This is a genomic window from Ruegeria sp. BG3, from assembly GCF_056538485.1.
The window spans coordinates 1-12,465 of sequence record NZ_JBQFTE010000009.1; the positions used below are offsets into that span (position 1 = coordinate 1).

Below are 12,465 nucleotides of genomic sequence, written 5' to 3' on the forward strand. Positions count from 1 at the left end.
GGTCAGCCTCTACCGCCTTGGCTGCCGCATCGAGGATGCGATCGGCCGACAACAAACGTTTATACGTCTCGGTCGGACTGATTGATCCGTTAAGGGCCAAGCCGTCCTTCGATGTCTGGCCGCTAGCGATTTCGTTGCGCGTTATTGCCAGTAGCTAAACCGAGAAAAAGCGCAGAAGCGGGCATTACCTACAGTCGCCGACCTGCAAGAAAAGAGGTCGCGATCATTCTGCAAAGACAGTACTTTTTCTGATCCGTTGCATCACATGACGCGTATGCATTCAAGGAATGACTTGGGTGAGGTGTGCAGATTTGCAAGTCGTCTGGTTCAAGCGAGATCTCCGTGTTTTGGATCATGCGGCCTTGGCGCATGCCGCCAGGGTTGGCCCTTTGTTGCCGCTGTATGTTGTTGAACCTGAACTATGGCTGCAGCCCGATGCCTCAGAACGACAATGGAGCTTTGTTTGCGAGACACTTGCGGAATTGCGGGAGGCCACTGCTCAATTAGGACAGCCACTGGTCGTTCGTATCGGGACAGTGATTGAGACACTTGCGGAACTGAAAAAACAGGGATTTCTGGAGGCCTTATGGTCTCATGAGGAGACGGGCAACGATTGGACCTATCGCAGGGATCAAGATGTCGCGGCTTGGTGTCGTGACGCAGGTGTCCCTTGGCATGAGATTCAAAACCACGGCGTTATCCGCCGTCTAAAGTCCCGAGACGGCTGGGCGAACCATTGGGACGCGCAGATGTCGCGACCAACAGAAAAGGCGCCGCAGCTTGCAGCCTTACCCATAGAGCTTGGTACGCTCCCAAGCAGCAAAGATCTTGGCCTTGCAGGGGCCGTATGTACGGATCGGCAGAAAGGTGGGCGTCAAGTGGGGCTGGGGCTTTTGAACAGCTTTCTGAACAGCAGGAGCGTTGACTACCAACGTGCAATGTCCAGCCCCTTGAGTGGCGCGACAGCGTGTTCGCGGCTTTCTCCCTATATTGCATGGGGTGCGATCTCTGTTCGCGAAATTGCGCAACAGACGGAAAATGCGCGGCGCACGCTTCCCGCAGGTGCAGGGAAGTGGCAGAAATCGATGCGATCCTTTTCAGCGCGTTTGCACTGGCATTGTCATTTCATTCAAAAACTGGAGGACGAACCGCAAATAGAGTTCGAAAACCTTCACCCGCTTTATGATGGCTTGCGTCCCAAGGAACCGGATGCAGCTCTTCTACAAGCTTGGTCAACAGGTGAGACAGGGTATCCTTTCTTGGACGCTTGCATGCGATCTCTTCGCGCGACAGGTTGGTTGAATTTCCGCATGCGAGCCATGGTGATGGCAGTTGCGAGCTATCATTTGTGGCTGCATTGGCGTTCGCCGGGCCTGCATCTGGCCAGGATGTTTACCGACTATGAGCCAGGCATCCATTGGAGTCAGGTCCAGATGCAATCTGGCACAACCGGCATCAACACCATCCGTATTTACAACCCCGTCAAACAAGGCCTGGATCAGGATCCAAACGGCATATTCATTCGTCGGTGGGTGCCGGAACTGGCAGAAATACCGGATGCACATCTGCATGACCCATGGAACGCTGACAATGCAGACGCGGTGCTTGACCGAGAATACCCTATGCGCGTCTTTGACCATCTGGCGGCGGCAAAGGCTGCGCGAGAAAAGGTTTGGGCGGTGAGGCGCGGGCCCGAATTTCGCGATCGAGCGCACGCAATCGCCACCAAACACGCAAGCCGAAAGGCTGAACGCTATCGTAAAAGAAAATCCAGAACACCGCGGAATGCGGCTCAACTTGATCTACCGTTAGGAGACCTCACGTGAAGATGCGCAAGAAGGCGGATTTGCCGCAAAAGATCTGTCCGGTCTGCCAACGTCCCTTCGTGTGGCGCAAGAAGTGGGAGAAGGTCTGGGATGACGTCAAATACTGCTCGAAACGCTGCAAGGCTGCCGCATGACTTTGGAATTTCGTGTGGTGGATAACGCTTTTGCACAGCTGAGGTTCGAACCGACGCGCGCCGCAGGCCTGAGGCGTTTGGAGCAATTCCTGCCCCGCGCTGGACGCGACTATGCGCAAAGCCGAAATTATGACTTTGGCCCCGACCGACGCGGCAATGTATCTACTCTCTCACCCTGGCTGCGACACCGCTTGATAACTGAGGAAGAGGTTCTTTCACGCGTTCTGTCCGCACATGGTGAAAAGGTTGCCGACAAGTTCATTCACGAAGTGTTTTGGCGCACGTATTTCAAAGGCTGGTTGGAGCAACGGCCAAGTGTTTGGTTTAGCTACCAAAGAAACTTGGTGGCACAATTGGAGCGTTTGGAAAACGATACAGCATTGAATGCGGCGTATAGGGATGCTGTGTCAGGCCGTACTGGTATCGAGTGTCTTGATTTCTGGATGCGCGAGTTAAACGCGACGGGGTATCTTCATAACCACGTGAGGATGTGGGTGGCCTCCATTTGGATTTTCACGCTCAGACTCCCTTGGGAACTGGGCGCAGATGTCTTCATGCGCCAACTTGTCGACGGCGATCCGGCGTCAAATACCCTGAGTTGGCGTTGGGTGGCGGGTCTCCACACAAAGGGAAAAACCTATCTCGCGCGCGCCGACAATATCGCGAAATACACCGATGGGCGGTTTCAGCCCCAAGGCTTGGCCAACGTCGCTAAGCCACTGGTTGAAGCAACAGATCATCCGCGCATCGAAATCCGCCCGCAGTCAGAAAAACCCTTCTCAAAGCCGTATCTGCTGCTGGTGACAGAGGAAGACATGTCCGCAGCAGATATCACATCACTTCGCCCCACAGGTGTGGTCGGTCTGCTGGCCACAGATGGTCGTTCGCGTGGTCAGGTCGGTGACTTGCCATTAGCTTTTGTCGAACACGCAATGAATAGCGTACTTTCGCCGTTTGGAGAGATTGGACAGGCCAAGGACGATTGGACCGAGCCCCTGATCAAGGCGGCCCAAACAGACAAAGTTGATACGATTGTCACACCCTATTGTCCTATCGGTCCGACACGGGTGCGCTTGGACCGTGCCGAACCACAGCTGAACGAGGCCGGCATTCATCTGCATCGTATCTGGCGCCCTTATGATGCGCACACGTGGCCACACGCCAAAGCAGGGTTCTTTGGCTTCAAGAAGAAGATCCCGTCCATAATGCGGGTCCTGAATCTGACCCGCTAGCCGTGTAAACAAAACCGGGAAAACGCCGTGACATACGCCGCAATTGTGCTTCCAAATCAAATTTTTGCAGAACACCCCGCATTTGAGATGCCGCTGCAAAAGGTGATCTTGTTTGAAGATCCGTTGTTCTTCGGAGACCCACAGTATCCCGCCAAAATGCACAAGCAGAAGCTCTGGCTCCATAGGGCGAGCATGGCCAGGTATCGCCAAGAGCTCGAGATCAAGGGCTTTGATGTTGACCTCTTTGAGTATGAGCGCTCTACCAAAGCTTGCCTGCATTTGTTCGAACGGCTTTCTCTGGATCAGATTTCTCGGGTCGTGATGGCTGATCCCGTCGATTCAGTCGTTGAAAAGCGTTTGAGTGAGGCATCGAAAGCAACAGGAATTGCGACTGAATTCCTACCTTCGCCCGGCTTTCTGAACACACGTGCCAGCAATCAGGCCTGGTCTGCCGGCCGCAAACGTTGGTTTATGGCGGAATACTACAAAAGCCAGCGACGCCGATTGAACATTTTGCTTGAGAACGATCAGCCCTTGGGCGGCCAGTGGAGTTTCGACGAAGACAATCGCAAAAAGGTTCCAAAAGCCCTGCTACAAAGCTTGCCTTGGATCGACTGGCCGCAGCACGACAGTGTGGACCAAGCGGCGAAAGACAATGTTCTGTCTGAATTTCCCGACGCGCGAGGAGATCTCGATACCCTTTACTATCCAACTTCGCACGCTGCTGCACTGGCGTGGCTGCACCAGTTTTTGGAACGGCGTTTCGACCAGTTTGGTGACTTTGAGGATGCGATTGTTGAAGGCGAAAGCTGGCTTTGGCATGCTCTCCTTACACCTGCATTGAACATTGGCTTGATCACGCCACAGCAAGTCATTGACGCGACTCTGGACCATGCCCAGCGCAAGAAGACGCCACTCAACTCTGTAGAGGGGTTTATCCGTCAGATCATAGGGTGGAGAGAGTTCATGCGCGCCACCTATGAGGACTTGGGCGTACGAATGCGCACAACCAATCATTGGCGTCACAACCGACCAATGCCTTCCTCCTTTTATGAAGGCACAACAGGGATAGACCCGATTGACGATACGATCAGACGGATCCTGCAGACTGGCTACTGTCACCACATCGAAAGGCTGATGGTACTCGGCGGGTTTATGTTCTTGTGTGAAATCAAGCCAGACGACGTCTATCTTTGGTTCATGGAAATGTTCGTGGACAGCTACGATTGGGTCATGGTTCCAAACGTTTATGCAATGAGTCAAAACGCGGATGGCGGGTTGATCACGACAAAGCCTTATTTTTCGGGATCAAACTACATTCGGAAGATGAGTCATTGGGGCAAAGGCGAATGGGCCGAGATTTGGGATGGCTTGTATTGGCGCTTCATTTTCAAACACAAAGACACGCTTTCAAAAAATCCGCGTTGGGCCATGATGTGTCGCACAGGCGATAGGATGTCGCTGGAAACAAAAGAGAAGCATCTGGAAAAGGCCAACTCTTTTCTGGCCGAATTGAACTGAGTGCAACTACGGTTCCGCTCAATAAGGGTTAGGGAAGTTTACGCCCATTGCGTGTCACGATTAGTGTCGCTTTGCCTATGTGGTGGCATAGTCGGTAACCGCTGCTCGGCAACCAACTTGCCAGATTGTGGACAGCCAAGCGGAAAACGCTTCTGCAAACCTCGTGTTGCCAGCTAGCTCACCATAATACTGGCGTTGCTCGATCCACATTTTTGGGTCGGCCTTGGAGGCCCGAGCGGTGTTTTGCAAATGCTCCCATTGGGGGTCGTTTGGCGCAATTTCCAAGCCATCTTCGCGAACGCCCGCGCACATCCGGCACCAGAACGCTTCGGCCAGAGCCAAACCAGTCAAAGAACGGCCGGAAGCAAGGGCATCGCGCAACGACGGCAGCAAGAACCCCGGATGTCGTGAAGACCCGTCAAATGCCACGCGACGTGTCGTGTCGCGGATGGTGCTGTTTGCAAATCGCTTTTCAACCAATCCAAGATATTCAGTTGCCGTGGTGCCTGGAACGGCTTCGACATAGGGCAAGATCTCTTCTGTCTGAACCTTCTTGAAAAACGCTACGATGTCCGGATCCTGCATGCAGTCTGAAATCGTCGGTACGTTCAGAATTTCCCCAATATTGGCAAGCAGCTGGTGCCCTCCGTTCAGGATGCGCAATTTCATCATTTCATATCCGTGAACATCGTGGGTCATCGTTACCCCAGCCTGTTCGAGGGGCGGTCGCCCGGCACAAAAATCATCTTCGACGACCCATTGTCGAAAATTCTCATGCGAGACCGGAGCGCGATCGTCTATTCCAAGCGCCCTGCATTGCGAAATGACCTGCTCAGTCGTTGCGGGCACGATGCAATCCACCATCGAGTTTGGGAATGCGCCCTTTTGGGCGATCCAGTCGGCCAGCTCCGTGTCGACCAGACGCGCCAAACCAACAATGCAGGTTTTTAGTATTGCGCCGTTGCCCTGAAGATTGTCGCAGCTCAGCGCGGTAAACGGTTCCAAACTATTCTCACGCCTTTGCCTGTATGCCTCGACCATCGCACCGAATACTGTGCGTGGCTGGTGCGGGTTCTCGGCGTCGTGCCGTATGTCTTCATGATCCAAGTTGAACATGCCGGTGTTGGCATCCAGAAAATAGCCGCCCTCGGTTACAGTCAGGGACACAATTCGGATAGATGGATCCGCCATCCGGCGGATGAGTGCTGCGTTACCTGCCTCAATCGGCAGATAGTCGATCATCGGGCCTATGACCTCTGCGGATATTCCTTGGGGATCCAGCTCAATCAACGTGGTCAGGCAATCCTGCGCCAACAGCCTCTCGCGCATCTCGGCGTCATAGCTGCGCACTCCGGCTCCGATGATGGCCCAATCTTGGGCTTGGCCCTGCTGCAAAAGCTGATGAATGTACCAAGCCTGATGGGCGCGGTGGAAATTTCCAAGGCCGATATGAACTATTCCCGGCGTCAACTCCGAACGCTGATAGTTAGGGGTACTGACAGTCGCTGGCAGGTCTGCAAGCCTGTCTTGCCGCAGCTGAATCAGAGGGTTTGAGTGTGCCACTGGGTTCATCAGCTCATCCAATTTCCACCATCGACATTGTAGGTTTGTGCAACGATGTATTTTGCCTCGTCTGAGGCGAGAAACACCGCCATGCCCGTCAGGTCTTCGGCCCGGCCCATGCGGCCGTATGGAACGGCAGCGGCCACTTCGCGTTTCTTCTGCCCCGGCGGTTTGCCTTCGTGTTTGGCAAAGAACGCATCGACGCCGTCCCAGTGTTCGCCATCCACCACACCTGGCGCGATCGCGTTCACGTTGATCCCGTGCGAGATCAGGTTCAGGCCCGCAGATTGGGTCAGGGAAATGATCGCGGCCTTGCTGGCACAATAAACGGCGACCAGCGGTTCACCGCGCCGCCCGGCTTGAGACGCCATATTGATGATCCGGCCTTTGGTGCCATGCGCAATCATATGGCGCGCGACGGCTTGCATGGTGAATAGGGCACCCGCGACGTTGATATCAAAGACGCGCGCGTAGTCGGCGCGCTCAATCTCGACAATCGGGGCAGCGGTGAAGATCGCTGCATTGTTGATCAATATGTCGATCGGGCCGAAATGCGATGCCGTGCGGGTGATGGCGTCGTCGATACTCTGCTGGTTTGTCACGTTCATTTCGACGGCCATGGCGGACGCGCCGATCTCGGCTGCGGCCTGTTGGGCGCGTTCGATGTTGATATCCGCGATGGCAACGCGTGCGCCTTCCGCGACATAGGATTTGGCAAAGGCCAGCCCGATGCCGCGCGCGGCCCCGGTGATCAGAGCGATTTTGCCATTCAGACGGGTCATTCGATCCGCAGTCCTTTTTCGTCGAAGCGGTGGATGACGTCGGCCCGTGGCGTCAGGTGAATACGATCCCCGTGACGGAACCCAACCTCGCCATCGGCGCGAACCGTGATCGTCTCGGCCAATCCGGTGTCGTGGACGTGGAAGAAGGTGTCCGAGCCCAGATGCTCTGAGACGCTGACAACCCCGGACCACTCGCCCTCGGTTTCTGAAACAGCGATATGTTCCGGGCGGATGCCGATGGTTTTCGCGCCATGTTTTGCGGCCTCTTCGCCCTCGATGAAGTTCATCTTGGGCGAACCGATAAAGCCCGCGACAAACAGGTTGCGCGGTGTGCGATACAGCTCCAGTGGGCTGCCGACCTGTTCGATTACTCCGGCCTGAAGGACAACGATTTTGTCAGCCATTGTCATGGCTTCGACCTGATCGTGGGTCACGTAGATCATCGTGGTCGCCAGGCGTTCGTGCAGCTCACTGATCTCTAGCCGCATGCCAACGCGAAGTGCCGCGTCGAGGTTTGACAGAGGTTCGTCGAACAGAAACGCCGCTGGTTCTCGCACGATAGCGCGCCCAATGGCGACCCGCTGGCGTTGGCCGCCCGACAGCTGGCCGGGGCGGCGGTCCAGATAGTCGGTCAGGTTTAGAACGCTGGCGGCACCTTCGACGCGTTTGTCGATCTCGGCCTGATCCAGTTTCGCCATCCGCAGGGGAAAGGCGATGTTCTTGCGTACCGTCATGTGGGGGTAGAGAGCATAGGACTGGAACACCATCGCCAGCCCTCGTTTCGCGGGTGGCACATCAGTGGCGTCCGCCCCGTCAATGTCGATAGAGCCCGAGGTGATATCCTCCAACCCAGCGATCAGACGCAGCAGGGTGGATTTTCCGCAGCCCGAGGGGCCGACGAAAACGGTGAACTCGCCATCTTCGATGGTCAGGTCCAGCGGTGGAATGACCTGTACGTCGCCGAAGCTTTTGGTCACGGACTTGAGTTGAATACGTCCCATGTGTCGTGTTCCTTATTTCACAGCGCCGAAAGTCAGGCCGCGGACAAGTTGTTTCTGGCTGAACCAGCCGAGGATCAGGATTGGTGCAATTGCCATGGTCGAGGCCGCGCTGAGCTTGGCAAAGAACAGGCCTTCGGGGCTGGAATAGCTGGCGATGAACGCTGTCAGCGGAGCCGCGTCGACGGCGGTCAGGTTGAGGGTCCAGAACGCCTCGTTCCACGCCAGAATGAAGTTCAGCAAAACGGTCGAGGCGATACCGGGGATGGCCATGGGGGTGAGAACATAGAGAATTTCTTCTTTCAACGTCGCCCCGTCCATCCGTGCGGCTTCCAGGATCTCACCCGGAATTTCGCGGAAATAGGTGTACAGCATCCAGACGATGATCGGCAGGTTGATCAGCATCAGGACGACGACCAGTCCTCCGCGTGTATCTAGCAGGCCCAACCGAATGAACAGCAGGTAGATCGGGTAGAGAACGCCGACCGCAGGCAGCATCTTGGTGGACAGCATCCATAGCAGGATGTCCTTGGTGCGCTTGGACGGCACAAAGGCCATCGCCCAAGCAGCGGGGACGGCGATGATGACGCCCAGAATAGTCGAGCCCCCGGCTATGATGACCGAATTCCAAAGGAACCGCATGTAATCGGACCGTTCCTGCACGATGGCGTAGTTTTCCAACGTCCAGTTGAAGTTCAGGAACAGCGGTGGGCTGGCGATCGCCTGTGCCTCGGTCTTGAAGCTGGTCAGGATGGTCCAGAGGATCGGGAAAAAGATCAGCAAACCAACGGCCCAAGCGAGGGCGGTATTCAGCGATTTGCGGCGGGTTGTGACAGCGCGGGCCATGTTCTTACCTCCTCACGCGTCCAGGTTCTTGCCGACGATGCGCATCAAGAAGATCGCAACGATGTTGGCTAAGATGATTGCGTAGACACCTCCGGCTGATCCGAGACCAACATTCTGGCTTTCCAGCACACGCTGGAAGATCAGGTAGGTGAGTGTACGGGTGCCGAATGCGCCGCCGGTGGTCACGAAGATCTCGGCGAAGATCGACAAAAGGAAGATTGTCTGGATCAGGATCACGATGGTGATCGCGCGGCTCAGATGCGGCAGGATGATGTGGTAGAACCGCTTCAGGACCGGCGCGCCGTCCATCTCGGCCGCTTCCAACTGCTCACTGTCCAGCGACTGGATTGCGGTCAGCAAGATGAGGGTCGCAAAAGGCAACCACTGCCATGAGACGATCATGATGATTGAGGTCATCGACGCCTCGGACAACCATGAGATCGGCTCGGCCCCGAAAAAGCGCCAAAGATGGGCCAGCAGGCCGTTGACCGGGTCCATGAACATGTTCTTCCAGACCAAGGCGGACACGGTGGGCATGACGAAGAAGGGTGCGATCACGAGAATGCGGACAACCCCTTGGCCCCACATCGGTTGGTCCAGAAGCATCGCCAGCAGGATACCCAGGATAACGGTGATGACCAGAACCCCTCCGACGATCACAAGCGTCGCCTGAACCGCGGGCCAGAAGGAGCTGGACGATACGAACCGGACGTAGTTGTCGAAGCCGACCCAGCCCAGATCGCCACCGCGCAGGGGCAGATATTTCTTGAAGGAAAAATACAGCGTCATCGTCAGGGGCACGAGCATCCAGCCAAGCAGCAGGACCACTGCGGGTGCCATCATCAGGCGCGCGACTGATCGGGAATGTTGAGTAGCCATTACGCAAACCCTCTCTGTTCAGGCGTAACTTAGCCTGCGAGAAAAACGTGGGTTGTGGAAGGGGTGAGCGGGGGGCAGCTCTCTGCCCGCCCGCGTGGGAGGATGCCTCAGTACCCTGCGGCTTCCATTTCTTCAGCGGTGAAGGCCTGCGCTTTGGCCAGCGCTTCATCCACCGTTTGCTGTCCCGCGTAGACTGCCGAGAATTCCTGGCTCACCTGAGTGGCAATACCAGCAAATTCTGGGATCGCGACAAACTGGATGCCAACATAGGGCGTCGGTTGTGCGCAGCAGTTGTCTGGGTCGGCCGCAAGGATTGAATCCAGCGTCATCTTGGCGAACGGAACCTTCTGGTATTCGGGGTTTTCATACAGCGATGTCCGCGCACCCGGAGGCACATTGGCCCAACCTTCGTTCTCGGCCACCAACTCGATGTAGTCCTTGGACGTGGCCCATTCGATGAACTGCTTGGCGGCATCTTCCTGCTGTGTGCCAGCAGGGATGGCCAGAGCCCAAGCCCAAAGCCAGTTGGCGCGCTTGTCGACACCTTCTGAATTTGGTGCGAGCGCAAACCCAACCTTATCCGCGACGGTCGAGTCGTCGGGGTTGGTCACGAAGGATGCCGCAACAGTGGCGTCGATCCACATACCGCACTTGCCCTGCTGGAACAGCGACAGGTTCTCGTTGAACCCGTTTGTGGCATATCCTGCCGGACCGGATTCATTCATCATGTCCACGAAGAAGGTTAGCGCTTCTTTCCACTCGGGCTGATCAAACTGAGGTTTCCAATCCTCATCGAACCAGCGCGCGCCAAACGAGTTCCCGGTGACGGTAATGAAGGCCCCGCCTTCACCCCAACCCGCCTTGCCGCGCAGGCAGATGCCGTTGATGTCGTTGTCGCGATCGGTCATTGCCGCCGCAGCTTCACGGATGAACTGCCACGTGGGGGCCTCGGGCATTTCCAGACCCGCCTGCTCCATCAGGTCGGTGCGGTACATCACCATCGAGCTTTCGCCGTAGAAGGGCGCTGCATAGAGCGTACCGTCGTTGCTGAGACCGTTGCGCATGGCAGGCAGAATATCGTCAACGTCATACCCGTCCGACATGCCTTCCAAGGGGACCAACCAATCGTTCGCTCCCCAGATTGGGGTTTCGTACATGCCAATGGTCATGATGTCGAACTGACCACCTTTGGTGGTGATGTCGGTCGTCACGCGCTGGCGTAGTACGTTTTCTTCCAGCGTCACCCATTCGACGTCGATACCCGTCGCTTCGGTGAATTTGTCGGTATAGCCCTGCATCCTGATCATGTCGCCGTTGTTTACTGTGGCGATCGTGATGGATTGTGCGTGGGCCGCGGCCGTCGCGACGAACGTCAAAGCTGTCGCCGCACGAAGTGCGTGTTTCAAGTACATCCCTGTCCTCCCTGAGCTTGGATGCTGTGCAGGAAGACTAGTTCAAGATTTGTCGCGGCGTCAATAAAAACTTTACGCGCGTTAATTTTTGACGTTATGCGGATTCCCTGAGAACCAATCGCGCCGGGAACAAAGTTTCCGTCCGCTTGTCGAATTTCCCACCGTTTTCAATGAGTTCGAAAAGCGTTTCGACACTTCGCGCCGCCACATTGTCATAGTCATGCGCCGCGGTTGTCAGCGAGGGGCATGTGAATTTCGCAAAAGGATGGTCGTCGTTTGAGGCCACCCGAAGCGCACAATCGGCTTTCCGCCCGACGCGAATCCCCCGCTCAAAACACGCCGCCAGAAAGCCGATCGCCAATCGGTCATTGCTGCACAAAACCGAATCCGTGCGTAACTTGCGTTCATCCAACACCCTAAGCGCACCCTGTCGGCCAATCTCTTCAAAGGCCCAGCCCGTGCCTTCGATTTTGATCACGTGTGGTTCAAAACCCAAACGCTCCATCACCTCGACATAGGCCTTGCGCCGCTTGTTGGCATTGGGGTTTGCAGGGGTCCGCATTTCGAAGAACGAGGGCGGCTCGCCCGTGCGGGTCATGTATTCCACGGTCTGAGACACAAAGCTGAAATTGTCAGACCCGATAAACGCTGCGCCCAAACCGTCGAGGTTACTGTCGAACAGAACCGTCGGCACACTGGCGCAGAATTTCTCGATCGCTGACTTGTCAGAGATACGCCCCAAAGGCGCCAACAACACGCCCGCAGGTTTAAGGGATTGCAAACCGTCCAGGATTTCGTTTTCCAGCTTTTGTTCACCGTGAGCGCTGAAAAGGAACGGACGATACCCGGCTGCGATACAGCTTTGTTCCAGATACCGAGCGATTTCAGCAAAGAACGGATCAGCCAGATAGGGCACGACAATGCCGATATTCTTGGTCAGTTTACGGTTTTGGTTCACGGCATAGATGTTCGGGCGGTAGTCAAATCGCTCCAGCGCCTCTTCAATACGCGCCCTTGTCGTTGGGCGAACGCTGTCGGGATCGTGGAAGTACTTGGACACCGTGGGCCGCGAGATTCCGCTGAGCGCCGCGAACTCTTCCATATTCTTGATTTTGGTCATGCCAGCCTGCCTGCGGATCATAGCCGCCTTGATCTTATCTAACTTTTACATATTCTTTGCGCGCGCTAAAAAATCAATACCTAGGCAAGTTCCCTGTATTTCTGTAGGCAAGCGGTTTGAATGTATCTTAGGATAGATATCGGGACATCGGT

11 protein-coding genes are annotated in these 12,465 nt (G+C 55.8%); 4 read left to right on the forward strand and 7 right to left on the reverse strand.

The window, feature by feature from the left end; genetic code table 11:
- Window positions 1–311 precede the first annotated feature (311 nt).
- Genes ACR0AI_RS14590 through ACR0AI_RS14605 form a run of 4 tightly spaced genes read left to right on the forward strand, consistent with a single transcriptional unit; the run spans window position 312 to window position 4,713 of the window.
- Window positions 312–1,826 carry a cryptochrome/deoxyribodipyrimidine photo-lyase family protein gene (locus ACR0AI_RS14590; RefSeq protein WP_480675433.1) on the forward strand — a complete coding sequence of 505 codons (1,515 nt, stop codon included), beginning with the start codon at window positions 312–314 and terminating at the stop codon, window positions 1,824–1,826.
- A gap of 2 nt (window positions 1,827–1,828) precedes the next feature.
- Entirely contained in the window at window positions 1,829–1,960 is a 132-nt protein-coding gene (locus ACR0AI_RS14595; protein ID WP_170552600.1) for a DUF2256 domain-containing protein, read from the forward strand.
- Window positions 1,957–3,192 (forward strand): FAD-binding domain-containing protein, encoded by a 1,236-nt coding sequence (locus tag ACR0AI_RS14600; RefSeq protein ID WP_480675431.1) that lies wholly within the window; start codon window positions 1,957–1,959, stop codon window positions 3,190–3,192. The genes ACR0AI_RS14595 and ACR0AI_RS14600 overlap by 4 nt, the downstream gene beginning before the upstream one ends.
- Window positions 3,193–3,219: 27 nt before the next feature.
- Complete coding sequence (locus tag ACR0AI_RS14605; protein ID WP_480675429.1) at window positions 3,220–4,713, forward strand: cryptochrome/photolyase family protein; 1,494 nt, start codon at window positions 3,220–3,222, stop codon at window positions 4,711–4,713.
- A 75-nt stretch (window positions 4,714–4,788) separates the two neighbouring features.
- On the opposite strand, the gene ACR0AI_RS14610 is transcribed toward ACR0AI_RS14605, so the two are convergent.
- From ACR0AI_RS14610 to ACR0AI_RS14640, 7 genes are all read right to left on the reverse strand, one after another.
- The gene (locus ACR0AI_RS14610; protein WP_480675427.1) at window positions 4,789–6,285 is read right to left on the reverse strand and encodes a mannitol dehydrogenase family protein; all 1,497 of its coding nucleotides are present in this window, start codon (window positions 6,283–6,285) and stop codon (window positions 4,789–4,791) included.
- Window positions 6,285–7,058, reverse strand: coding sequence for an L-iditol 2-dehydrogenase (locus ACR0AI_RS14615; protein ID WP_480675425.1), 774 nt, complete (start codon window positions 7,056–7,058; stop codon window positions 6,285–6,287). Before ACR0AI_RS14615 ends, ACR0AI_RS14610 begins: the two co-directional genes overlap by 1 nt.
- Window positions 7,055–8,059, reverse strand: coding sequence for an ABC transporter ATP-binding protein (locus ACR0AI_RS14620; protein ID WP_170375758.1), 1,005 nt, complete (start codon window positions 8,057–8,059; stop codon window positions 7,055–7,057). Before ACR0AI_RS14620 ends, ACR0AI_RS14615 begins: the two co-directional genes overlap by 4 nt.
- Window positions 8,060–8,071: 12 nt before the next feature.
- Complete coding sequence (locus ACR0AI_RS14625) at window positions 8,072–8,902, reverse strand: carbohydrate ABC transporter permease (RefSeq protein WP_068333782.1); 831 nt, start codon at window positions 8,900–8,902, stop codon at window positions 8,072–8,074.
- 12 nt (window positions 8,903–8,914) lie between these two features.
- Window positions 8,915–9,781, reverse strand: a complete 867-nt coding sequence (locus tag ACR0AI_RS14630; RefSeq protein WP_170375757.1) for a carbohydrate ABC transporter permease — start codon at window positions 9,779–9,781, stop codon at window positions 8,915–8,917.
- Window positions 9,782–9,888: 107 nt separating this feature from the next.
- The gene (locus ACR0AI_RS14635) at window positions 9,889–11,193 is read right to left on the reverse strand and encodes an ABC transporter substrate-binding protein (RefSeq protein WP_480675423.1); all 1,305 of its coding nucleotides are present in this window, start codon (window positions 11,191–11,193) and stop codon (window positions 9,889–9,891) included.
- A 94-nt stretch (window positions 11,194–11,287) separates the two neighbouring features.
- Window positions 11,288–12,334, reverse strand: a complete 1,047-nt coding sequence (locus ACR0AI_RS14640) for a LacI family DNA-binding transcriptional regulator (RefSeq protein WP_480675421.1) — start codon at window positions 12,332–12,334, stop codon at window positions 11,288–11,290.
- Window positions 12,335–12,465 lie beyond the last annotated feature (131 nt).